The sequence below is a fragment of the Sulfuricaulis limicola genome, assembly GCF_002355735.1.
In the GTDB taxonomy this organism is placed as follows: domain Bacteria; phylum Pseudomonadota; class Gammaproteobacteria; order Acidiferrobacterales; family Sulfurifustaceae; genus Sulfuricaulis; species Sulfuricaulis limicola.
In genome coordinates this window covers 359,337-382,669 of sequence record NZ_AP014879.1, presented here as the reverse complement: position 1 = coordinate 382,669, position 23,333 = coordinate 359,337, and the positions used below count along the sequence as shown (strand labels likewise).

Here is a 23,333-nt window from a genome sequence, read left to right as displayed (position 1 = left end):
GCCGTAATTGTCCATGTTTTTCGCGCTATTGATACTGCTCGCGCCAGGGGCCCGGTGCCGTGCGGTTGAGGCTGGGGCTGCCGGTGTTGAACGGGTCGACCGTCAGGGTGACGGGACGGGTCGAAAACACATCGCTGGAATCGGTCACGCCCAAATCGAAGGCATATGTTCCCGGCGCGGCCGGCGTCGACAACACCAGGGAATAGTCCGCATCGAATGTCAGCGGCAAGTAATTCACCACCGCCGGCGCCGTGAAGGTCGCGGGATTGCCGCCGGACACCGTCCAGCTCTCGTCCGCGCCGTTGACCAGTGAATAGGCGTCGCCATTCCAGGCAAAGCCGGCTGGCAGGGTGATCGATATGCTCTTGACCGGGGCGCATCCATTGTTCGTAATGCCCCAGTTGATCTGTGCGTTGGTGCTTGAGGCATTGGTATTGCTTGGAGTAACCACGGGGTCGAAACCGGCGCGCGTAATCACTGCCGAGATGGCCGTTGGCGTGGTGATCGTACCGCTGTTACCGGTCGCCGAGCCGTTGAAAGTGAAGGTCTGCCCCGTGGTCCCGCCGGTGATCTGATAATTCCAGCTGACGGCATTGGCTACCGTTGAGCCAGCGCCGACCGAAGTGAAGGCATATGTCGGCCCCGACACCAGGGTCACAATGCCGCCGGTAGATGGCGCCAGGGAAGCGGCGATATTGTTGATCGCGGCGCCGCTGTTGTTGATGTAGTCCATGGTGACCGTCACGGTGTTGCTCACGTAAAGGCAGGTCTTGCTGACGTTGATGTTCACCACGAAACTGCTCACCGCCAGAATATTGGAGACGGCGCTGCGGGAAGTGGCGTTGTTGGCGCCGTTACGCACGTTAGTCACGCTGAAGCGTATGGTGCCGCTGCTCGGCACCGTGGTGTTGTAGGTATACGTGATGGTGCCCGTGGCGCCGGCGGCGAGCGTGAGCGGACTGGGACTGTACACCGTGGGCGGGACCACGCTCGCGCTGACCGCCCCCGTGAGCACCGTGACGGCAGGGGTGGCAGGATTCGAGACGATATTGCTCTGGGTTGTGCTCGATATGTTTTTCACCGTCAGCACCACGCGAAATTGTGTATTGGAACCGATAGCGGTAATGGGATTGCCAAGGGTATCCGTCGTCTGGAAAGACACTATCTGCAATGACTTCAGCGCCCACGAGGCCCACGAACTGGTATTGCTCGGGGTGTAGCGGCCGCTGCGCGTGATGCCGTTGGTGAAGTTCGTATCGAGGGTATAGCTGGCGCGGGCGTCGCGCAGGCTTTCGGTCACGTCCGCGGTGGTGGTGCGCATTACCATGTTCAGCGTGAAGCCGAGCGCGCTACCGCTGGGAATGGAATTGGCCCAGGAACTGGCACGAAAGGTTACCGAGGTGGTGCTGAAGGCGGTGCGGGTCCAGCCCGCCGGCGCGGCGGTGGACGAGGCGAACACCGTCCCGGTGCCGGGCAACCGGAAACGCATCTCGTAGATGCGCTCGCCGGCGTTACCGCCGCCACTGGTATTCAGAACGCTGAAAGTGACCGCCTGGGCCGAGCCCATGTCCACGGCGGAGCCAAAGGCCGGGCTGGTCTGGGTGGCGGTAAAGGTGCGGGCGGCCTGCGCCGGGGCGAGCCAGAGGGCCGCGAGCATGGCCAAGATCCAAATAATGATCGGGCGTCTCATGTCACATCATCCTGGTTTTCATCGGCGGATAACCTTGCGCGCTTCCCGCACCGCCGCACCGGCCGTCCCGCGAATCTGCACCTCGGCCTCGTAATCGGCGGTGTCGCTGATGTTGGTCAGCACCGGCGTCACCGGGCGGCCGGCAGGATGCAGCGCACCGACCGGGGGCGTGTTCTGGCAACGCTGGACACCGGTCAGGGTCATGGTGGTGCCGGAAATGCTGGAACCGGTATAGGTGAATTCCTCGCCCTCAATGTCAATCGTTCCGGCGGAAAGAAACTTGGAATGCGCGGTAATCTGAAACGGACTCGGAATCACCGTGCAGCTGGTGGACCCGACCGCGCTGATCAGGGTGGTCACGGGATACACCGACGCGCCACGGTCGAAGGCGGCGGCGGCGCCGGTGACGGTCCCGATGGTCCGGTTGCGCGTGATGCCGGTGAAGGTATCGCCGCTGATGCCGGTGTACTGCACGAATTCGGCCCCGCCGGCGATGTCGTCGTCGATCTGCAGGTAGCACGGGCCGCAGGTGTTGGCGCAGGCCGGGCATGGAAAGCGGTTGGTGGTATAGACCCGGATCGGCGCGGTCGAGGCCGCCGTCGGAATGCGCGTGCGCAGCAGCGTGGCCGGCACCTGCGTCCGGATCGCGAAGCTGCCCGCGCCCATGGTCCGCGTGGTCACGTCGAACGGGTCGGTCGTGGTGCGGTACCAGTTCAGATTCTGCGCCAGGCTGCGCTGTTCGAATTCGGCCCCGCTTTCGACGATAAAGAAACCCTGAGCCGACTGCGAGTGCCCGACGCTGGATTCGGTGCCGGTCACCCCCAGAAATACCATGACGGTCAGCAGCAGGGTGGCGACCACGATCAGCACCACCGCGGCGATCAGCAGGAAGCCGCGTTGCGTGCCCGGTGGCGTCAGTGAAAGGCCCGATTTTCCGTTCATTGGTAAACCTCGCGCCAGGCTTCCTGGACCGCCAGTCCGGCACCGGTGCTGCTCAATTTGATCTCGTCGAGCCGGGTAACGACCGTGTTGTTGCCCTGCTCGCGCAGATCAAAGTATAGGCGGATGCGGTCGTAGTGACGGTTCGCCGGCAGGACCACGCCCGTCACCTCGTCCAGCACCCAGCCGGCGGTAGTAAGGGCGCTATCGCTCCACACGCTGGTGAGGACATTGGCGGCGGAATCGAACAGGCGCACGGAGACGGTGTTGGTGTTCACGTTGCCACCGGACTTGTCGAAGGCGACCCCGATATCAACGGTCAGACCGCCGGCACCGGTGACGACCGGCGTCGCCAGGGCCTGCTCGCGATAACCGGTGACCCGGTCATTCGGTCCGGCGGGAGTGGTCCGTATCAACATGGAACCGGAACCGGCGAGCGTGTCAGGACAGGTGGCGACGGGACAGTTCGCGGCGTCGAAACCGCTGCTGCCCTCGTTGTTGGTCAGGATCTGGGTCGGCCAGTCGGCGGCAAAGCCCGCTGAACCAGGAAACTGTTCCAGAAACAGTGCGGTGCGGCGGGCGATCACCTCGACCACGCGCATTCCCGTATCGGCGACCTGGCCGACGCTGCGAATGCGTTTTTTCGTCGCCGGCAGCGCGGCCCCCTGGAAATCGTCGTCATGGGTGGTCACGGTAAAACTGCCTTCGCCGAAACTGACCGGACCCTCGCCGGCATAGGAATTGTCGAGACTCCACTGGCGAATGCCGCGTTCGATCCCGCTGCCGGCGATGAACAGGGCCTGCTTGGAACCCAGATGGCGCACCGTGGCCTGGTTGTCGACGACCGGGAACCAGACCGTCACCGACAGCAGCAGCGCCGCCACGACGATCAGCACCACGGCGGCGATCAGGAGAAAGCCGCGCTGGCCGGCAGCCGGTGATCCCCGGCTGGCGCGCGCATGCGAAAAATATCGCGGGGCGTTCAACATCAGAAGAAATTCCTCGGCCGGACGTTGGTGCGGAATTGTCCGCTGTAAGCGCCTTCGACCACGGTCATTTGCACCGTGATGAAATAAACGCTGGCCACCACCGCGGTCGCGTTGCCGGCGTTGTCCCAGTAGCTGAACGCCAGCGCGGTGATATTGTCGGCCAGCACCTGCGGATTGGTGCTGCCGCAGGCCGAAGCCGGACCGTCCGCGCTGCGCATCATGCGGTTGGCTCCCGCGTTGCGATAGAAGCAAACACTGTTGCCGTCTGCGTCGACAAACCGGACCTGCGCGGTGGAGGCAATGTCGAGATCGGCCGCCGTCGCCGAACGCACCGCGCGCAGCTCGCGCGCCGCGCGCTCCAGCGCCACCCTGGCCTGCCAGTCGCCGCCGGCGATATCCTGTTTCAGGGAATACGAGCTGAATACCTTGCCCAGCAGCGCACTGCCGAAACCGAAAATGATTCCCACCAGAATGATCGCCACGACCAGCTCGACCAGCGTGAATCCGCGAACATGCCGGCGTGGGCGTCGCGCGGGACGGTGGAGAAACCGGTTGCCCTGGCTTTTCACGGAGGACGTCATATCAGTAATTCGCCACCGCCGCCTGCAGTTCGGACAGTCTGGCGCCGCTGGCATCGGTCACGGTGACCGTGATGCACTTGTAGTTCGCATCACCCCCCAGGCAGGCGCCGGTTTCATCCAGCGCGGGCGTGACGGTATACCCGAATGTCGAGCTGCAGGCCGGATGGGTGGATCCGTTGGCGCAAGGATCGTAAGTGGCGGCAGTGAACCCGGCAAATCCCAGCACGTCCTTGCGCGCCCGGATCAGCTCCATGCGCTCCTGCGCCAGTTGCAGCGCCTGCGTCACCTGCTTGGGCACGCCACTGCCGCGCAAGCTGGTGCTGAATCCGCTCATGAGCCCCGAAACCAGCACTCCCACGATGATGATGAAGACAATCAGCTCGATCAGGGTCACGCCGCGGACATGAAAGCGCGTCTTCATTGGACGATAACCCTTCCCGTTTCCGGCGAGATCACGATAGTGCGCGTGTGGCCGCCGCCGGACAGGGTGATCGTGGCGTTGCCGGCGATCCCGGTGCTGCTGGTGACGAGACTGTAAGGCACGCCGCGGCCGTCGAAGGCGACGTAGTTGTTCGTCAGCGGCGGGCTCCACCCGCTGAGCGTCACGCCGTTGAGAGCGATGGGGCCAGTGCCGCCCGTCACCGGATGCGTCAGCAACCCGCCGCTGCTGGTGGTGATCTGGTAGGTGGTGGCCGTGAGATTGATGCGGTTGCGCTGGCCGCTGGTCATGGCCAGTGACTGGGTATAGCGGATGTCATTCGCGAGTTGCTCCGCCATGACGCTGACATCGATGGCGCCCTTGTCGAGAAAGCGCGGGATGGCGGTAAACGCGAGTATCCCCAGGAGCAAAATGATGACCACCAGCTCCACCAGAGTGAAGCCGTCCTCATGGCCTGACCGGATGTCGGGACTGCCTGCCATCTGTCACACCTGAAAAAACAATGGGGCGCTGACTCTCGCCAGCGCCCCAAGTTTGCGGTTTCACCGGCCTTGCATGGCAACCCCTCTTGTCAGGTTGCGCCGGTTCCTCTTTCTCGGCGGCCAAAGCCGCGCCGCCGAACGCAGGAGCTACATCAGTAATGCATGAATCAACTCGGTACAGCTTGGCCGTTCAATGCCGGCTGATTACGGGCATCCCGTACCGCCGGACTGGACAACCACCGTGCCGCTGGCCGCGGTATATTGAACGCGGCAATTCGCAGCGCCGCCGCTGTCCGGCGTGAAATTGCCGGCGCCGTCGTAGGTGTATCCCTGCAGATTGGTAATCATGTTGCCGATACCCGTGTTGGTCGGATAGCCGGAGCCGTTGACGGCAACGACCACACCATCGACGGTCACGCTCCCCGCGCCGGTGCTGCCATTCACCAGCCATTGGGCCCGCGCCAGGGCTGCGCCCGAGGCCACGGCACCGGCGATGCCTTGCAAGCTCGCCACGCGCGCCTGGCCGGTCAGATTGACGAACCGCGGCAACGCCGTGGCAGCCAGCAGACCGAGAATAACGATAACCACCACCAATTCAATAAGAGTAAAACCGCTTTGCTGTTTGGACATGTTTAATCTCCTGCGTTTCAAATCAAGTTGCTCTACCACACTTTAGCAGCCGGGTTCATTACCAGCCGCCATCCACTGCCACCCCCGGTCCGATTCACTCTCGGGACCAGGAGTAAGGTTCCATGGGGCCCAGGCGCAAGCCCTGTATCTCATCCGCGCCTGCATCGAATACACCGTTCCCGTTCCTGTCACTGTAGACCAATCTCACCGCGAAGCGCGCCCGCGGGGGCTTGGGCTGTCCGCCGGTAAAAAAACCCTTGTTGCGGACCAAATAGACCAGCGTCTTGTCACGCTTGTCGTAATACCAGTTGCCGTCCTCGAGCCTGGCCGGGTCGGCCCCGTCCAGTTCACCCAGATAGTTCCGCGGCGTTTCCGCCAGCAGCGCCATCGGGTTGCTGCCCTCGAAGGCCGGAAGCTCCGCAACCTTCGACTTCACGATACTTTCTGCAACCTTCATGCCAATCGCACTGCGTAGCGTCCCGGCCACGGATTCCATGGTCACCCGCTCGGCATCCACCATCAGGGACAATAAGCGCGAAATCGCCAGTACCAGCAGCACGGAAATGATCACAATCACGATGACCAGCTCCAGCAGGGAAAAGCCTCCGTTACAACGCCTCAAGCACCCCCGACGCTTCGGGTCCCGGCTTTCCCGGCTCACCTTTTGTCCCTTCCCGTTGAAATACGGCAGCTTAAGAAAACAGTAGGTTACGGTTTTAAGCTTGTCCAGTTTCTCAGGATTGGCCATAACCGGCATCAAAGCTAACCTTTGCGCGCCACCTGGGCGAGGTCCCACATCGGCAGGAACACGCCCAGCGCCAGGATGAACACCATGATGGACAGGAACACGATCAGGATCGGCTGGAGGGCGGTGCTGAGATTGGTGATGTCGTAATCCACCTCGCGCTCATAGTATTCCGCCACGTTGAACATGAGTTCGTCCACCGAGCCGGTGTCCTCGCCCACGGCAATCATCTGGATTACGAGCGACGGGAACATGCCGGTGGCGGCAGCGGTGCGGGCGATGGTTTCGCCGCGCTCGACGCCGTCGCGCATCTGCACGATGCGGTCGCTGATATAGTCGTTGTCCACCGCGCGGCTGATGACGGTCATGCCCTGCACCAGCGGCACGCCGGATTTCATCATCACCGCCAGCGCCCGGGCGAACCGTCCCAGCGTGGCCTTGTAGATCACCTTGCCGACCACCGGGATGTCGAGTTTCATTTTGTGCCAGCGATAGCGGCCCTCAGGGGTGCGGACGTAATAACGCAACGCGAAGACAGCGGTGATGATCGTCATCAGAATCACTGGCCAATAGGCAACGGTGAAATTGGACGAGGCGATGAGGATCTGGGTCGCCATGGGTAATTCAATCTTGAATCCGGCATAGACCTTGGCGAAGGTCGGAATCACGAACAAATTAATGATAAATATCGCGATGAAAATCGCCGCCACGACAAACATGGGGTAGCGCGTCGCCGACTTGATGCGGTCACGGGTATCCTTCTCGCGTTCGAGGTAAATCGCCAGTTGCAGGAAAACCTCCTGCAGGCTGCCCGTGGTCTCGCCTACCTGTACCATGTTTACGTACAGCGGTGAAAACACCTGTGGATGCCGGCGCAGGGCGCTGGTGAGATCGAGACCCGTGTCGAGGCTTTCACCGACGCTGATGATGACCTTGGCCAGCGCCGGATTCTGGGTCGAATCGCGCAGACCCCGCAGCGCCTGCATGATGGGCACGCCGGCCTTGATCAGGGTGTACATCTGGCGGCTGAAAAGCGACAGGTCGGTCAGGGTGATGCGGGTGCTGGCGGCCAGGCGCGCCTTCAAGCCGGCGAACACGTCTTCCCGTACCTGGGCCACACCGATATCGATAGGAATGACACCGCTGTTCATCAGCTGCGCCGCCACGGCGTCCGGCGAAACGGCCTCGAGATGGCCCCGCACCGCCTCGCCGCGCTGATTGCGTCCCTTGTATTGGAACAACGGCAAGTTATTCCTCCATCGAGAAAGTGGCGCGCACCACCTGGTCCATGGTGGTCAGACCCTGGGCCGCCAGGATGATGGCGCTGCGGCGTAAGGTCTGGAAACCCGGTTGCTGCTTTGCCGCCGCCTCGAATTGACCGGTGTCCTTCGCGTGCAAGGCATCCACCAGCGCGTTATCCATCTCGAGATATTCGAAAATACCGATACGGCCTGAGTAGCCGGTGCCGTTGCAGTGACTGCAGCCGCGCCCGCGCTTGAATTTGAGCTGGTCCGCCTTGTCACCGGCCTCGGCCCGCACGATGGCCATCTGCGCCGGGGGCAGTTCATAGGGCTCGGCGCAGGATTCACAAATGCGCCGCACCAGGCGTTGCGAAAGTATGCCGCGCAGCGAGGCCGCGACCATGAACGGTTCCACGCCCATGTCGGTGAGGCGCAACGCGGTCGAAATCGCGTCGTTGGTGTGCAGGGTGGACAACACAAGGTGGCCGGTCATGGCGGCGCGCAGACCGATTTCCGCCGTCTCCTGATCGCGCATTTCGCCGACCAGGATGATGTCGGGGTCCTGGCGCAGCATGGACCGCAACACGCGCGCGAAGGTCAGTTCTATCTTGGCGTTGATCTGCACCTGGTTGATGCCGGCCAGACGGTATTCCACCGGATCCTCGACGGTGAGAATCTTGAATTCGGGCTTGTTGAGCTCCTTGAGCGCGGCATACAACGTCGTGGTCTTGCCGCTGCCGGTCGGGCCCGTGACCAGCACCATGCCGTTAGGGTTGTGAATCAGCCGGCGAAAGCGTTCCAGGAGGTTCTTCGGCATGCCCACCTGCTCCAGGCCGAGCACGCCGCTGAACGGATTCAGCAGTCGCAACACCACCGACTCACCATACTGCACCGGCATGGTCGAGATACGCACATCGATGCTTTTATCACGGATACGTATGTTGGTGCGGCCGTCCTGCGGCAGGCGCTTCTCCGAGATATCGAGATTCGCCATCAGCTTCACCCGCGATACCAGCGCGCTGGCGATGCGCCGGTCGGCAATGGTCTGCACCCGCAATACGCCGTCGAGGCGGAAACGGATGCGCAATTCCTTCTCGTCCGGTTCGATATGGATGTCCGAGGCATTCACCTGCACCGCGTCCTCGAACATGCTCTGCAGCAATTTGACGACCGGGGCATCGGTCAAGCCTTCCGTCTCGGCCAGCGCCGCCAGGTCCACGCCGCCGCCCTGGGCGGTCAGCTCCTGTTGCAGTTCCTGCGCCAGGTCACTGATCTCTTCGGTGCGCCGGTAGACGCGGTCGATGGTCTTGAGCAGTTCGGATTCCTTGACCACGGCGAAACGCAGCGGACGGCGCAGCACGCGCGACAACTCATCGTAGGCGAAAATGTCGGTAGGATCGGCCATGCCCACCAGCAGGCTTTCGCGGCTGTCCTCCAGCGCAATGGCGCGGAAGCGGCGCGCATGCGTCTCGGGAATCAGGCGCACGACCTCGGGCTTGTAGTGATAGCGCCGCAGGTCGATATAAGGCATGTTGAGTTGCTGCGACAGGAAAGTGAGCAGCTGGTCTTCGGAAATAAAACCGTTTTCCACCAGCACGCGCCCGAGCTTGCGACCGCTCTTCTTCTGGTCCGCCAGCGCGGTGTTGAGCTGCTCCTGCGAAATAACCTTGTTCGCAATCAGCAGGTCGCCGATGCGAATCTTTTTGGGTTTCATCTCGGTTATCGATGCCATCGTGATTCCCCGTCAGCCGCTGCTTGTCCCGGAAACGAAATCGGCGGCCTAATTCACTGAAAATATTGACTTAACCCCACTATAGTCGAAAAAACAGGCGCTCCCGGTTATCGACCAGGGTAATGCTCGACCCCCTCCAAATTTCAAGCAGGGGCCTGAATACCCTTGTATCACTAGCAATTACCGAGCCAGCTTTCAGGAACCAAGGGTGTCGCGGGGGATAGGGCTAATATCCGCGAAGTTGATACGCGGAGACAGTCTGTTTTTCGAGTTCCCTGATCCTGGCTTCCAGGGCCCCGGCTTCTTCCGCCCTGCCGGCCTCGCGCCTGAGTTTCGCAGTCAGGGAGTAGAAGGGGATCAACTCCGGCATGACGGGATAATCATGCCTGACACCTTCATCCAGGCTCTCAAGCGCCTGTTGCTTGTTGCCGGCCTGCAGCAACAGGGAAACGTAATCCATCCGCCCCTGGAACAGCCGCGGATTCAGCGCCAGTGCGCGCCGGAAGGACTCGATGGCAAGCGTCTGCCCGCTCTCGCCGGCAAATGCCGGATTCTGCTGATAGAGCCGCCCGCGAATGACGAAGGTCAGTCCTCGCAGCGCGTTGGCCTGCTGCGCCTGATCCAGGAACCGCAGCGCGTCTTCATACAGCGTTTTCCTTCCGGGATCATCCGCCGGGAGCGTGGCGACGGCGTGCCGGTACAGGTCGGCGTGCGCTATCAGGATGCGGTCATCCGAGGGTGTGAGCTGGTGCGCGGTGGCCAGGCTCTCGTCAGCCTCCTGCAATTTGCCTTCACGTGCCTGCGCCATCCCCCGGTCGTAATAGGAGTTGGCCATGCCCAGCGCCAGGAAATAAAAAATGGGCAGCAATACGAGCAGCAGGACAATCGGACGATAGGCTTGCCTGCCGACAAACCGGGAGGGGCGCAGCGTCAGCGTTGACGCTTTCAGCTTGCCGAGGGCCAGTTCGTGAAACCGGCCCATCGCCAGGCCCGACATCATCATGATGGACAATATATACAGATTGAAATCCACGACGCTGTGTCCGGCCACTGTCATCAACCCGCAGAAAAGGCCCGTCATTTCGAGGTGTGTGCGATCGCGCAGCCCCGTCCTGCGCAGGGCACGCACGAACAGCGTCGTCGCCGTGACCAGCACCGTCAGCAGCAGCACCAGGCCCGGCAGACCGGTTTCGATCCAGATTTGCAGGTAGTCATTGTGCGCGAAAAACCCGCCGGAACTGTCCGCCGGGTTGCGATACGGCGGATAGGCCAGATAAAAAAGTCCGAGCCCGATGCCCTGCCATGGCGACGCCTGCAACAAATTCCAGGAGGATTCCCAAATGAGGCGACGCGGTGAATCCTGCACCAGCTGGGGCAGGCGCTCGCTCAATTCACCATGTGACAACTTCGTGGCCAGAAAGGCCGCTGCCAACAGCCCCAGCAACAGGATCAGGGCCCGCCGGGGAACACAACGCAGACTCAGCACCACCAGCAGACCCATGCTGATGGCGAGACTCAGGGTCGCCCCCCGGCTGGCTGTCAGGAAAATGGACAGAAACAGGAAAAACAGAACTGCCCCCAATACGACGGAATAGTGGCGTGGCAGGGTTTTATCTGCAATCGTCTGCAGAAAGTATGCTGCGGCCGGCAGCGCCACAAGATTGAGGAAAGCCGCGTGCGTGTTGCGCGTTTCAAAAACGGAGCGGGCGTGCTGCTCCAGCACCAGGACCTGATAAATCCCCATCAACGCCAGCACCAGGGCGATCACCAGCAGGATCGCGGCGGCGTTCAACCACAAGGTGTCGCGGTCGGGTGTCAAGGTATAAAGCCAGAACACCAGTACCAGGCTGCCGACCCACCAGAAATTGATGACACTGATGCCGGGCGCGAGACTCCATGCAATCGACAGAGCCAGCCACAGCCAGAGCAATGTCAGGCACAACGCCAGAGTTGTTCTGGGAATATGCAAACCCGATTTGTAGGAATTGAGGAATATCCAGCCCAGCCACAGCACCAGCACGATCTGGGTGATGGCGAACAATTCGATCTGCGGGCCCTTGAACAGGAGCGCCGGCAGCAAGGCACAGATGAACAACAGCGAGCTGACGTGCACCGCCGGCAGGCCGGTTGTATTTTTTCTGACCACCGTTGAGTTCCTCCCTGAACGGACGGTTGCGGGGCTGCGGGTTCCTTCTCTACTTATATACAATCCGCCATGAAACACCAGTTCAAACCCGCGCCAAGGAAACCCGGACATGTTTCACGTCGTGCTCTACCAACCCGAGATTCCGCCCAACACCGGCAACATCATGCGCCTGTGCGCCAACACCGGCGCGCGCCTGCACCTGATCGAACCGCTCGGCTTCCGGCTGGAGGACAGGGAATTGCGACGCGCCGGGCTGGATTACCGCGAGTGGGCGGAGGTAATGACACATGCGAGCCTCGAAGGCTTTCTCGAAAGCGTGAAACCGCCGCGGCTGCTCGCTTTCACCACGCGTGCCACACGGCTCTATACGGAAATGGAATATAAGGAGAACGACGCCCTGCTTTTCGGTCCCGAAACACGCGGCTTGCCCCAAGCCTTGCTGGACTCGCTTCCGGAGGAACACAAGCTGCGCTTGCCGCTGCAGCCCGGCAATCGCAGCTTGAATCTTTCCAATGCCGTGGCCGTGGCAGTTTACGAAGCCTGGCGGCAGCGGGGATTCAGCGGCGGGAAGTAATTACCTGGAATCCATAACAAAATAAAAAATGGGCACAGAGGGCACAGAGTTAATGCTGCCTCTTTTTTACCTCTGTGTGCTCTGTGATCTCTGTGGCTGAACTATTGAAGCTGGGCGACGTTTATTCCTGCCGCGGCTCGCGACTGAGCAGCGTCTCGACCGCGGCCTGGGGCGGCAGCTTCTCGTACAGCACGCGATATACCTGCTCGGTGATCGGCATCTCGACATTCAATCGCTTCGCGAGCTGATACAGTTCGCGCGCCGTGGCCACGCCCTCGGCCTCCTGACCCAGCGCGGAAAGAATGTCGGGCAGTTTTTTTCCCTGCCCGAGCGCGAGCCCTACGCGGCGGTTGCGCGAGGCGTTGTCGGTGCAGGTCAGTATCAGGTCGCCCGCGCCGGTGAGTCCCATGAAGGTTTCCTTCTGCCCGCCCATGGCCACGCCGAGACGCGTGAGCTCGGCCAGCCCGCGCGTGATGAGCGCGGCGCGCGCGTTGGCCCCGAAGCCGAGACCATCGCTGATGCCGGCGGCGATGGCCATGACGTTCTTGATGGCCCCGCCCAGCTGCACGCCGGCGACATCGCGGCTGGTATAAACACGCATTCGCTCGTTACGCAGCCAGGAGGCCACGTCTTCTGCCACGGTTTCACTCTCCGAGGCGACCGTCAGCGCCGTCGGCATGTTGAGGGCCACCTCGCGCGCGAACGTCGGTCCCGATATCACCGCCGGCGAGCAGCGGCCGGCGAGCACCTCCCCGGCAACCTGGCTAAGCAATTTTCCGCTCCCGGGCTCGAGCCCTTTGGTGGCCCAGGCAAGCACGGTGTCGTGCGCTACATGCGGCAGCAAGGTCGTGAGGGTGGCACGAAACGCATGGCTCGGGACGGCCATGAGGAAACGCGACGAGGCGCCGGCCGCCTCGGCCAGTGATGCGGCGATTCGCAGATTGGCGGGGAAAGCGACGTCGGGAAGATAAGCCCGGTTCTGGCGTTCCCGTTCCAGTCGCGCCTGGGCGGCGGGATCATTGCCCCAGAGCAGCGCCGTATGGCCATTGCGCGCGAGCAGTAATGCCAGTGCCGTGCCCCAGGATCCGGCCCCGAGGACGGTGATGGTGGATTTGGCGCCGCCGGTCATGGCGTGAACCGCAAGTCGTGAACCGTGAACGGCAAGGCGTGAGCAATGCCATTGTGTTTCTCACGATTCACGATTCATGTCTCGCGCTTTGTCAATTGATGCTGGGCTGGCTCGCCGGGGCTGAATGCTTCTGCTCGTACAACGCCTCGAAATTGATCGGGGTAATCAGCAGTTGCGGAAACCCGCCCTTCTCGACGAAATTGTTCACGGCCTCGCGCGCAAACGGCAACAGCACGTAGGCGCAACTGATTTCAAGGGCGCGCTGCAGTGTTTCGGGGCTGACACCATCGATGCGAAAAATGCCCGCCTGTTTCACTTCCACGAGGAAAATATTCTTGTTATCGCGCCTGGCGGTGGCGGTTATGGTCAGCGCCACTTCATACAGGCCCTGCTCCGCCGCGAGCGCGCTGTGTTCCAGGCCGAGCTGCACGCCGATTTCCGCGCCGGAATTCTGCGACTGCGAAAAAACCAGGGGGACGCCCGGCGCCTCATAGGATACGTCCTTGATGTATATTTTCTCTACGCTGAAAACGGTGTTCGATTGCTGACCAGGCTCCGCCATCTTTCCCTCACTCATTATCTGGTTATGTCTGACAAAAAAATCACGACTTCAACAACGCGTCCAGCTGGCCGGCGCGTTCCAGCTCCGCCAGTTCCGAGTATCCGCCGACATGCGTCTCGCCGATGAAAATCTGCGGCACGCTGGTCCGGCCCGCGCGCCGGATCATCTCGTCACGGCGCGCCGGGTTTTCGTCCACCATCACCTTCTCGGTCTGCGCCCCTTTCTTTTCCAGCAACCGTTCCGCCATGCGGCAATAGGGGCAAAGGCGGCTGCTGTACATCAGCACTTTCGTCACGCTCACTTCTCCAGCGGCAGATTGTCGCGCTCCCACGCCTGCAAACCGCCGGCAAGATTGTAAACCGTGGCGAATCCGTGCTTGCGCAGGATCACCGCCGCCTTGAGGGAGCGATTGCCGCTGCGACAGCTGACGATGATCGGTTTGTTTTTGTGCTTCTCAAGATTGCGCAGCTGGTCTTTCAGCGACGACAACGGCAGGTTGATCGCATTCGGCACGTGCCCGGCGCTGAATTCCTTGGGCTCGCACACGTCCACCACCACGCCGTTCTCGCGGTTCAGCAGCTGGATCGCCTGCGCGGCATTGGCGTTGCGGATGCCGTACATCTGCTGGCTGATGGGGCCGGTCGCCAGCAGAAACAGGATGACGGCCAGGGCGACGAACAGATACCAGTTATTGATGACGAACTGTAGCATTTATTGGTTGTCGAAAAGGTTGTGGGCGGGCCGGCATGGGGTTGCCGGGCTCCACCGGTTGTTGGGCAGGGTGCAGGGACAGGTTTTCAACAAACTGGTCAGCGCCGGACCGCGCTGCAAAAGGCCTCGCGCAGCGAGCCGATCAATTGCAGGATTTTCGGGTCACTGATGCGGTAATAAACCTTGTTGGCGTCCTTGCGCGCGGCCAGGATGCCCTTGTCGCGCAGGATCGAAAGATGCTGCGAGATGTTGCTTTGCGAGGTGCCGACCTGCTCGACGATATCCTGCACGCTGACCTCGGTATGTCCCCCCAGAATACAGAGGATTTTCAGGCGCAGCGGGTGCGCCATGGCTTTCAGGGAGCGGGAGGCAAGATGAATGTCATCTTCGTTGGTAATCAGGACATCTTCGACTTTTTCTGCGGCGGCGCTCATGTCTTCAGGCCTCATGGATCGCTCTGCGCCCACGCTCCCCTCTCTGGAGCCGTGGTATCAGCGGGTACGGCTGATGCGCGAGGGAAAACATTATACAATATTAGTAATTTTGAAAAGACTGATATAACCGATATTTGGGCCCTAGAGTATGTCATTTATCCCTAAACCCTTGGTTCTGATCATATTGGATGGCTGGGGTTACCGTCAGGACACCCAGTACAACGCCATCGCCGCCGCGCGCAAACCCGTGTGGGACATGCTCTGGAAGCAGTATCCCCACACCCTGATCCACGCCTCGGAAGCCGCTGTCGGCCTGCCCTCCAGCCAGATGGGCAACTCGGAAGTCGGCCATCTCAACCTCGGCGCCGGCCGGGTGGTTTACCAGGAATACACGCGCATCAACCGGGCGATCAGCACCGGCACCTTCTTCACCAACAAGACCCTCACCGACACCATCGATCTGGCGGTTAAAACCGGAAGCGCGGTGCACGTCATGGGCCTGCTTTCACCCGGCGGCGTCCACAGCCACGAGGAACACATTCATGCCGTGGCGGAACTGGCGACGCGCCGCGGCGCCACCCGGCTCTATCTGCACGCCTTTCTCGACGGCCGCGACACCCCGCCGCAAAGCGCGGCCGCCTCGATCAAGGCGATGCAGGAAAAATTCGCCGCCCTGAAACACGGCCGTTTTGCTTCCATCATCGGCCGCCACTACGCCATGGACCGCGATCACCGCTGGCCGCGCGTCCAGGCCGCCTATGACCTGATGACGCAGGGCAAGGGGGAATTCACCGCCGCGACCGCGGCGGGAGCGCTGGAAATGGCCTATGCCCGCGGCGAAACCGACGAGTTCGTCAAGGCCACCGCCATCGTGCCGCCCGGCGAAAAACCGGCGCGCATCGCCGATGGCGACGTCGTCATATTCATGAATTTCCGCTCCGACCGCGCGCGCCAGATCACGCGTCCCTTCATCGAGAAAAATTTCGACGCCTTCCCGCGCGAGGTGGTGCCCAAGCTCGGCGCCTTCGTGAGCCTCACCGAATACAACTCCGAATTCCACGTGCCGGTCGCATTTCCGCCGGAACGCCTGCGCAACGTGATGGGCTCGTACCTGGCGAGCCTCGGCCGGCATCAGTTGCGCATCGCGGAGACCGAGAAATACGCGCACGTGACGTTCTTCTTCAACGGCGGCGTGGAAACGCCGTTCGAATTCGAGGACCGCTTGTTGATCCCCTCCCCGACCGACGTGCCCACCTACAACCTCAAACCGGAGATGAGCGCGCCGAAACTCACGGAAGAAGTGGTCAAGGCCATCCGTGCGGGGCATTACGACGTGATCATCTGCAATTACGCCAACCCCGACATGGTCGGCCATACCGGCGATTTCGAGGCCACCGTGAAGGCCATCGAGGCGGTGGATCAATGTCTGGCGAACATTTACAAAGCGGTCAAGGAAACGGGGGGCGAGATGCTCATCACCGCCGATCACGGCAACGCCGAACAGATGTTCGACTTCGAGACCGGCCAACCGCACACCGCGCACACCACCAACCCGGTGCCATTCCTATATATAGGCCGACCGGCCACGCTGGCGCCGAGCGGCGCGCTCGAGGACATCGCGCCAACCATGCTTTATCTCCTGGGCCTGCCGCTGCCGACCGAGATGACCGGCCGGCCGCTGGTCACCCTGCAGAGCCAGCCGGCGGCGACCGCCGAGGGCCGCACCTGACGCACGCGGTGATATCTTCCGCTGTCTTCACGCCGAGACGGAAAAAGGACGCTTGCCAATCCGGGCGGACGATCGCGGCTGTCCTGCTCGCTTTCCTGATCGCTGTTCTTTTTCCGGCCCACGCCGCCGATGGCCGCGGCGGAGAAGAGGCGAGACTGAAACAGCTGCGCGGACGCATCGAGGCGCTCCAGGAAAGGCTCAATGAAACCCGCGGCCGGCGCGACGACGTGCGCGAGGAAGTCCGCGGACTGGAGCGCCGCATCGGTGGCCTGATGAATAATCTCAGGATGACCGAAGCGCAGCTGCGCGCCAATGAAAAAAGACTGGCGGACCTCAATGCCCGCGCCGCCCGGGAACGCGGCAATCTTGGCGCGCAGCGGCAGCAGCTGGCGCGCCAGATTTACATGGCTTATCACATGGGCCGCCAGGAGTACCTCAAGCTGCTGCTCAACCAGGAAAACCCGGCGCGCGTCGCGCGTGTTGCTACATACTATGACTATCTGAACCGGGCACGGACCGAACGTATCAGCCAGACGCAGATGACCCTTTCCCGGCTGGAAACGCTCGAACAGCAGATACGCGCGCAGCGCCGCGATCTGGACGATTTGCGCACCAGCCAGCACGAACAAAAAACCGCGCTCGAAACCTCGCGCGCGCGGCGCGGCGAACTGCTCGCCAGCCTCAACCGCGAGGTGCGCGGCCAGTCGCAGCAGATGGAACGGCTGCGCGCGGACGAAAAGCGCCTCGAGCAGCTGATCGAGGAGCTGAAAACGGTTCTGCCCGAACCGAACCTGCCGCCCCGCGCCGGCACCCCCTTTGCCAAACTGCGGGGACGCCTGCCACTGCCGACCCGCGGCCCGCTGCTCGCGCGCTACGGTGGCAGCAAGAACCTGGGCAACCTCAAATGGCGCGGTCTGCTGATCGGCGGCCGCGAGGGCCAAAACGTCATATCCGTGTTTCGCGGGCGCGTGGTGTTCGCCGACTGGCTGAGGGGTTTTGGGCTACTCTTGATTCTGGACCACGGAGATGGCTATATGACGCTGTACGGCCATAATCAGAGTCTGCACAAGGGAGTTGGCGAATGGGTCGAGGCCGGCGAAATCGTCGCCAGCCTGGGCAATACCGGTGACATGGCGCAACCGGCGGTTTATTTCGAGATTCGCCAGAACGGACAACCACGCGATCCGCTGATCTGGTGCAAAGCACGATAACGACCGCTATTATTCCCGCCCGGCGCATCACGGGCGGTTCATCAAACGGAGCATCATCTAAATGAAACTCGCAACACGTTATATTCTGGTCCTGTTCCTCGGGATGTTCGTCGGCGCCGCCGTCATCCTCGACATGGGTGTCCTGGCCGAGCGCGAACCGGGCAAGGAATCGGCTACGCCGCTGCCACTCGACGAGCTGCGCACCTTCACCGAGGTCTTCAGCCGCATCAAGGCCGACTACGTCGAGCCGGTCGAGGACAAAAAGCTTCTCGAAGACGCCGTTCAAGGCATGCTCTCGGGGCTGGACCCGCATTCGGCCTACCTGGACGCGGACAGCTTCCGTGACATGCGCGTGGAGACCGAAGGCCAGTTCGGCGGCCTCGGCATCGAAGTCACGATGGAAAACGGCTTCGTCAAGGTCGTCTCCCCGATCGAGGACACCCCCGCCGCGCGCGGCGGGGTCAAGACCGGCGATCTCATCATCCGCCTGGACGACAAGGCCGTGAAAGGCATGACGCTGACCGATGCCGTGCGCATGATGCGCGGCAAGCCGGGCACCGACATCACGCTCACCATTGCGCGCGAAGGCGCTCCCAAGCCGCTCAAGATCACGCTCACGCGCGCGGTCATCAAGATCCAGAGCGTGAAAAGCCGCATGCTCGAGCCTGGTTTCGGTTACGTGCGCATCACCCAGTTTCAGGCCGGCACCGACAAGGGGCTCACCGATGTCATCCGGAAACTGGAGGCGGACAACAAGGGCCGGCTCCGCGGCATGGTGCTCGATCTGCGCAACAATCCCGGCGGCGTGCTGAATGCCGCCGTCGGCGTGAGCGACGCCTTCCTCGACAAGGGGCTGATCGTTTACACCGAAGGCCGCGTGGCGGATTCCAGAATGAAACTGGCCGCCAACCCGGGTGACGTGCTGAATGGAGCGCCGATCGTGGTGCTGATCAACGGCGGCTCGGCCTCCGCCTCGGAAATCGTCGCCGGGGCGCTGCAGGACCACAAACGCGCCGTCATCATGGGCACGAAGAGCTTCGGCAAGGGCTCGGTGCAGACCATCATTCCGGTCAGCAACGGCGCCGCGCTCAAGATCACGACCGCACGCTATTACACTCCGAGCGGACGCTCGATCCAGGCCTCCGGCATCGAGCCGGATATCGTCGCCGAGGAGGCCCGCATCACCAAGAGCGAAGCCGGCGATCGTCTGCGCGAGGCCGATCTGGCGCGGCATCTGGAAAACGGCGATGAAATGGCCAAGCCGAAGGAAGAGCCGAAAAAGGAAGACAGGAAAGACGAAAAGAAAAAGGACGAAACCGGCAAAGCCCCGGCGGCGGAGGACTATCAGCTGCAGGAAGCGCTGAACCTGCTCAAGGGCATCAGTTTCTTCAGGGCGCAAAGCAACTGAGAGGCACAGGAATGGCGACCGTCCTGGTTCCTCTGGCGCAAGGCGTGGAAGAACTGGAGGCGGTCACTGTCGTCGATCTGTTGCGGCGCGCCGGCATCGAAGTGGTCACGGCCGGTCTGGACACCGCGCCGGTAAAAGGCAGCCGCGGCACGGTGCTGTTGCCGGACACCACGCTCGATCAGGCGCTCGCGCGCGAATACGACATGCTGGTGCTGCCCGGCGGCCAGCCCGGCGCCACCCACCTGGAGCAGGACACGCGTATTCTCGCGCTGGCCGGAAAAATGGCGCGGGATAAACGCTTCACCGCCGCCATCTGCGCCGCACCCAGGGTCCTGGCCCGCGCCGGCGTGCTCGAAGGAAAACGCGCCACCTCTTTCCCCGGTACACTCGATCCTGCGCAATGGCCGAACGTGCGACTGGAGAACAGCGCCGTCGTCACCGACGGCCGGGTCATCACCTCGCGCGGTCCCGGCACTGCCATGGATTTTGCGCTGGAACTGATTGCACTGCTGGCCGGGAAGGAAAAACGCGACCAAGTCGAGGCCGGTTTACAGCGTTAGGAAAAAACTGGCCACAGAGATCACAGAGGGCACAGAGTAAAAAACCAATTTCTTTCTCTGTGCCCTCTGTGATCTCTGTGGCTAAAGTTTTTGAATTTTATTTAAACCCGAAGCGCGTGCCGAAGAGGATACGGCTGCGCTCCAGGCTGTAGGGATCCAGGCTGCTGCTGGACGCCTCACCCAAACCGTAACTCGCCTCGGCCTGCAGGCTTAAATCACGGCCCGCCTGCCATTTCCAGCCCGCCGACAGCAACGAGCGATCGCCGGTGCGTGGCGCAACCAACAGCGAGTCTTCCGAGGTTTCATACACGCTGCGCTGCATCCTGAACGACACGTAGGGCGTGTGCGACTGGAACAGCGTCAGGCTGCCGCCGACGGTAAAACCATAATACCGGCGGCCCAGATGCCGGTAGATTTCCTCACGCGCCATTTCATCGCCGAGGAAAACGCTGCCGGTTACGCTTGGCCTGACGGCGCTGGGAAGCACGCTGGTCCAGGAAAACGCGGCACGGGTATCGAGCGTGTCCAGCGACTGGGGATAGACCGCCGCACCTTCGCCATATTCCGCCGACACCGCAAAAGTGTTCATGGCATTCAGGCGATGCTGCCAAGCCACGCCAAAAACGTTGACCCGGCCCGGAGAAGAATCCTCCAGGGAAGCAAAACTGCCGGTCCCGGAACGGGACGATTCGACCTCGCCGTAAAGACGGACGGTATTGGCCTCCGGGGCGATGCCGCGGGCATCTTCCGGATAGGCCTCTTCCACGGCGCCCTGCCGGGAGCTGTAAAGGTTGATGCCGAAGGAGGTGTAATCCGCCGAATTCAGGGGACGTATTTCCGGCGCCCCTACCGGACCAACGCCCGCGAAGGAGGTATCGTTGAGCCAGGAAAGCTTGCCCGTCGGCGCAGACAGGGCCGGGCCCGCGGTCAGTATCAATGCCGCGCCCGCCAGAACCGCTTGGTTGACCTTTACCCGCTTCATCGGATCATGGATTTGTTGCAATTAGGTGAAATTCTAGCATAAATGCAACAACAGTCGGCATACCGTTGATCATGGATTTCGGCGCGGCCAGCCACGCAGCAATAGGAAGGCTCCCGCCGCCGCCAGGGCCCACCCCGTCAGCTGTTCCCACGCCCAGACGCCGGAAACTGGCATGCCCATGCCCAGAAATACGGCGCCGGCGATCAGCGAGCCACTGCCGGCAATGGCGAAATACAGCCGGCGCTGCTGGTGGCGCAGCTGCCGGCGCAGTTCCTCAAGTTCTCTGACCCGCGCCTCCTGCGCCGCGTCGGTCTCGCCGGCGCGCCGCAGGCTTTCGTGCAGCAGCGACGGAATTTCCGGCAACATCGCCCACCACTTGGGGAATTCCCGGCGCAGGCTCTTGAGAAAGGCGCGCGGGCCCATGTGCTCGCTCATCCAGCGCTCGAGATAGGGTTTGGCGGTCTCCCACAGGTCGAGATCGGGATACAGCCGCCGACCCAGCCCTTCGATATTGAACAGGGTCTTTTGCAGCAGCACCAGCTGCGGCTGGACTTCCATGTTGAAACGGCGCGCGGTCTGAAACAGGTGCAGCAGGAACCGGCCGAAGGAGATCTCCTTGATGGGCCGGGCGAACACCGGCTCGCAGACGGTGCGGATGGCGGCCTCGAACTCGACCAGATTGGTGCCCGGCGCGACCCAGCCGGCGCGCAGATGAGAATCGGCCACGGCATGGTAGTCGCGGTTGAAGAACGCCAGGAAATTCTCCGCCAGGTAACGCTTGTCCTTCTCGCCGAGCGTGCCCATGATGCCGAAATCCACGGCCCGGTACTGGCCCTCGGGCGAAACGAATATATTGCCGGGGTGCATGTCGGCGTGGAAAAACCCGTCGCGGAACGCCTGGGTGAAGAAAATCTCCACGCCGTTGTGCGCCAGCATCCGCATGTCGATGCCGGCGGCTTTCAGGCCTTCGACGTTGCCGATGGGAATGCCGTGAATGCGCTCCAGCACCATCACCGTGCGGCGCGTCAGGTCCCAGTACACCTTGGGCACGTGCAACAGCGTGGAACCCTCGAAATTGGCGCGCAGGCGGCTGGCGTTGGCCGATTCCACCCGCAGGTCGAGCTCGTCGTGAATGGTCTTGCTGAATTCATCCACCACCTCGACCGGCCGGAAGCGGCGCGCCGGCGGCGCATAGCGGAGGGCCAGGCGCGCCAGCAGATACAGCAGCTCCAGATCGCGTTCGATGACCGATTCGATGCCGGGGCGCAGCACCTTGACCGCCACTTCGGCGCCGTCGTGCAGCCGCGCGATATGCACCTGCGCCACCGAGGCCGAGGCGATCGGCTCGCGGCTGAACTCGCTGAACCAGGTCTCAAGCTTGCCGCCCAGGGCCTGCTCGATCAGCCGCACCGATGCTTCGGCGGAAAACGGCGGCACGCGGTCCTGGAGCCTGGCGAGTTCTTCCGCAATATCTTCCGGCAACAGGTCCGGGCGGGTGGACAGCATCTGGCCGAATTTCACGAACACCGGTCCCAGTTCCTCCAGCGCCTCGCGCAGCCGCACGCCGCGCGGGACGTTGCGCCGCGCGAACAGCCGCCATGGCGCCATCCGCAGCAGCAGGCGATAGGGACGGAACAGATGAATGGCGGTGACGAACTCGTCGAGATCGTGGCGCACGAAAACCCGGGTGATGCGCAGCAACCGGCCAAGCTGGCGCAAACGCGTCATGGTGCCATCTCGCGCAAACGTGCCAGGCGCCGTTCCAGGTTCTCCAGTTCACGCTCCAGCGTCTCCACCGAATGTCGAAACGCGTTCGCGCGCGGGCGCACGGGCAACAGGCGGCTTTCTTCCTGAAGGTATTCACCGAGATCCTGGCGCAGCGTGTGCAGCGTCTGCCGCGACCAGCCGCCCAGGTGGCGCAGGGCGTTGCCCAGCTGATGCGCCGGCACATCACCCACAACGCGCGCCGCCTGCTCTTCCCAGTCGATATCGGTTTGCTCCAGGATGCGCTGGAAACGCTGCCCGAGATCGATGTCGCCGCTGACCTGTACCTCGCCCGCGGCCACGACATCCGGAACAAACCGGCGCAGCGCAAAGCGGAATATCACGGGAATATCGCCGGTAAGGGTCACATCCGGTTCACGATCGTGCCCTGTGCGCAGCCGCAGCCCGGAGGCGTCCGGCAGTACGAAAATTTCAAACGGGGAATCGCCGGCGGCCCGCAGACGTATCACCTTGCCCTCGAGCCCGGCCAACCGCGCCAGCGTATCGGGGTCGAGCCGCAGCGCGCGATTGATGGCCTGTTCCAATATTGTCGTAAAAGACGAAAACATATTTGTAAGAAATCTCACCGCGGAGTACGCAGAGATCGCAGAGAGCGGCAAATCAGTTTATTTTATAATCTCTGCGTCCTCTGCGC

Annotated in this window: 24 protein-coding genes; 5 read left to right on the top strand and 19 right to left on the bottom strand. The window is 62.1% G+C overall.

Translation table 11 applies throughout. The features are described 5' to 3' along the window. Positions 1–25: 25 nt before the first annotated feature. The 11 genes from SCL_RS01890 to SCL_RS01840 form a co-directional block, all read right to left on the bottom strand. Positions 26–1,657: a hypothetical protein gene (locus tag SCL_RS01890; RefSeq protein WP_148664945.1), complete on the bottom strand. Its 1,632-nt coding sequence runs from the start codon at positions 1,655–1,657 to the stop codon at positions 26–28. Between the two features lie 51 nt (positions 1,658–1,708). Further along, on the bottom strand, positions 1,709–2,632 hold the full coding sequence (locus tag SCL_RS01885) for a hypothetical protein (protein WP_096359461.1): 924 nt from the start codon (positions 2,630–2,632) through the stop codon (positions 1,709–1,711). Beyond that, on the bottom strand, positions 2,629–3,618 hold the full coding sequence (locus tag SCL_RS01880; RefSeq protein WP_096359459.1) for a hypothetical protein: 990 nt from the start codon (positions 3,616–3,618) through the stop codon (positions 2,629–2,631). The genes SCL_RS01885 and SCL_RS01880 overlap by 4 nt, the downstream gene beginning before the upstream one ends. Then, complete coding sequence (locus SCL_RS01875; RefSeq protein WP_172425881.1) at positions 3,618–4,199, bottom strand: type II secretion system protein; 582 nt, start codon at positions 4,197–4,199, stop codon at positions 3,618–3,620. Before SCL_RS01875 ends, SCL_RS01880 begins: the two co-directional genes overlap by 1 nt. Position 4,200: 1 nt before the next feature. Further along, a complete protein-coding gene (locus SCL_RS01870) occupies positions 4,201–4,620 on the bottom strand; it encodes a type IV pilus modification PilV family protein (RefSeq protein ID WP_096359455.1) in 420 nt (139 codons plus the stop codon). Beyond that, on the bottom strand, positions 4,617–5,120 hold the full coding sequence (locus SCL_RS14510) for a type II secretion system protein (protein WP_096359453.1): 504 nt from the start codon (positions 5,118–5,120) through the stop codon (positions 4,617–4,619). The genes SCL_RS01870 and SCL_RS14510 overlap by 4 nt, the downstream gene beginning before the upstream one ends. A gap of 204 nt (positions 5,121–5,324) precedes the next feature. After that, entirely contained in the window at positions 5,325–5,750 is a 426-nt protein-coding gene (locus SCL_RS14505) for a type II secretion system protein (protein ID WP_096359452.1), read from the bottom strand. 94 nt (positions 5,751–5,844) lie between these two features. After that, positions 5,845–6,498 (bottom strand): prepilin-type N-terminal cleavage/methylation domain-containing protein, encoded by a 654-nt coding sequence (locus SCL_RS01855; protein ID WP_172425880.1) that lies wholly within the window; start codon positions 6,496–6,498, stop codon positions 5,845–5,847. Positions 6,499–6,512: 14 nt separating this feature from the next. Continuing rightward, positions 6,513–7,742, bottom strand: coding sequence for a type II secretion system F family protein (locus SCL_RS01850; protein ID WP_096359448.1), 1,230 nt, complete (start codon positions 7,740–7,742; stop codon positions 6,513–6,515). A 1-nt stretch (position 7,743) separates the two neighbouring features. Continuing rightward, positions 7,744–9,468 (bottom strand): GspE/PulE family protein, encoded by a 1,725-nt coding sequence (locus SCL_RS01845; protein ID WP_231969824.1) that lies wholly within the window; start codon positions 9,466–9,468, stop codon positions 7,744–7,746. Positions 9,469–9,694: 226 nt separating this feature from the next. Continuing rightward, entirely contained in the window at positions 9,695–11,614 is a 1,920-nt protein-coding gene (locus tag SCL_RS01840) for an O-antigen ligase family protein (RefSeq protein ID WP_172425879.1), read from the bottom strand. Positions 11,615–11,723: 109 nt separating this feature from the next. Here SCL_RS01840 and trmL point away from each other — a divergent pair, with 109 nt between their 5' ends. Then, positions 11,724–12,188, top strand: a complete 465-nt coding sequence (trmL, locus tag SCL_RS01835; RefSeq protein ID WP_096359442.1) for a tRNA (uridine(34)/cytosine(34)/5-carboxymethylaminomethyluridine(34)-2'-O)-methyltransferase TrmL — start codon at positions 11,724–11,726, stop codon at positions 12,186–12,188. Between the two features lie 121 nt (positions 12,189–12,309). On the opposite strand, the gene SCL_RS01830 is transcribed toward trmL, so the two are convergent. From SCL_RS01830 to SCL_RS01810, 5 genes are all read right to left on the bottom strand, one after another. Next, positions 12,310–13,317, bottom strand: coding sequence for an NAD(P)H-dependent glycerol-3-phosphate dehydrogenase (locus SCL_RS01830; RefSeq protein ID WP_096359440.1), 1,008 nt, complete (start codon positions 13,315–13,317; stop codon positions 12,310–12,312). Positions 13,318–13,408: 91 nt separating this feature from the next. Next, complete coding sequence (gene secB / locus SCL_RS01825; RefSeq protein ID WP_172425878.1) at positions 13,409–13,879, bottom strand: protein-export chaperone SecB; 471 nt, start codon at positions 13,877–13,879, stop codon at positions 13,409–13,411. A gap of 40 nt (positions 13,880–13,919) precedes the next feature. Then, positions 13,920–14,174 (bottom strand): glutaredoxin 3, encoded by a 255-nt coding sequence (grxC, locus tag SCL_RS01820; protein WP_096361798.1) that lies wholly within the window; start codon positions 14,172–14,174, stop codon positions 13,920–13,922. A gap of 2 nt (positions 14,175–14,176) precedes the next feature. Then, positions 14,177–14,590: a rhodanese-like domain-containing protein gene (locus SCL_RS01815; RefSeq protein WP_096359436.1), complete on the bottom strand. Its 414-nt coding sequence runs from the start codon at positions 14,588–14,590 to the stop codon at positions 14,177–14,179. Positions 14,591–14,688: 98 nt separating this feature from the next. Next, entirely contained in the window at positions 14,689–15,024 is a 336-nt protein-coding gene (locus SCL_RS01810; RefSeq protein ID WP_096359434.1) for an ArsR/SmtB family transcription factor, read from the bottom strand. 148 nt (positions 15,025–15,172) lie between these two features. Between SCL_RS01810 and gpmI the strand changes: the two genes are divergently transcribed. From gpmI to SCL_RS01790, 4 genes are all read left to right on the top strand, one after another. Beyond that, positions 15,173–16,753, top strand: coding sequence for a 2,3-bisphosphoglycerate-independent phosphoglycerate mutase (gene gpmI / locus SCL_RS01805; protein ID WP_096359432.1), 1,581 nt, complete (start codon positions 15,173–15,175; stop codon positions 16,751–16,753). An 8-nt stretch (positions 16,754–16,761) separates the two neighbouring features. After that, on the top strand, positions 16,762–17,964 hold the full coding sequence (locus SCL_RS01800) for a murein hydrolase activator EnvC family protein (protein WP_096359430.1): 1,203 nt from the start codon (positions 16,762–16,764) through the stop codon (positions 17,962–17,964). 61 nt (positions 17,965–18,025) lie between these two features. Further along, a complete protein-coding gene (locus tag SCL_RS01795; RefSeq protein WP_096359428.1) occupies positions 18,026–19,372 on the top strand; it encodes a S41 family peptidase in 1,347 nt (448 codons plus the stop codon). A gap of 11 nt (positions 19,373–19,383) precedes the next feature. After that, entirely contained in the window at positions 19,384–19,932 is a 549-nt protein-coding gene (locus SCL_RS01790; protein WP_096359426.1) for a DJ-1 family glyoxalase III, read from the top strand. Positions 19,933–20,029: 97 nt separating this feature from the next. Here SCL_RS01790 and SCL_RS01785 read toward each other — a convergent pair whose 3' ends face one another. The 3 genes from SCL_RS01785 to SCL_RS01775 are packed head-to-tail and all read right to left on the bottom strand — an operon-like array spanning position 20,030 to position 23,247. Then, positions 20,030–20,935: a hypothetical protein gene (locus SCL_RS01785; RefSeq protein WP_172425877.1), complete on the bottom strand. Its 906-nt coding sequence runs from the start codon at positions 20,933–20,935 to the stop codon at positions 20,030–20,032. Positions 20,936–20,983: 48 nt separating this feature from the next. After that, positions 20,984–22,642: a ubiquinone biosynthesis regulatory protein kinase UbiB gene (gene ubiB, locus SCL_RS01780; protein WP_096359422.1), complete on the bottom strand. Its 1,659-nt coding sequence runs from the start codon at positions 22,640–22,642 to the stop codon at positions 20,984–20,986. Then, the gene (locus SCL_RS01775) at positions 22,639–23,247 is read right to left on the bottom strand and encodes a ubiquinone biosynthesis accessory factor UbiJ (RefSeq protein ID WP_096359420.1); all 609 of its coding nucleotides are present in this window, start codon (positions 23,245–23,247) and stop codon (positions 22,639–22,641) included. Before SCL_RS01775 ends, ubiB begins: the two co-directional genes overlap by 4 nt. Between the last annotated feature and the right edge of the window lie 86 nt (positions 23,248–23,333).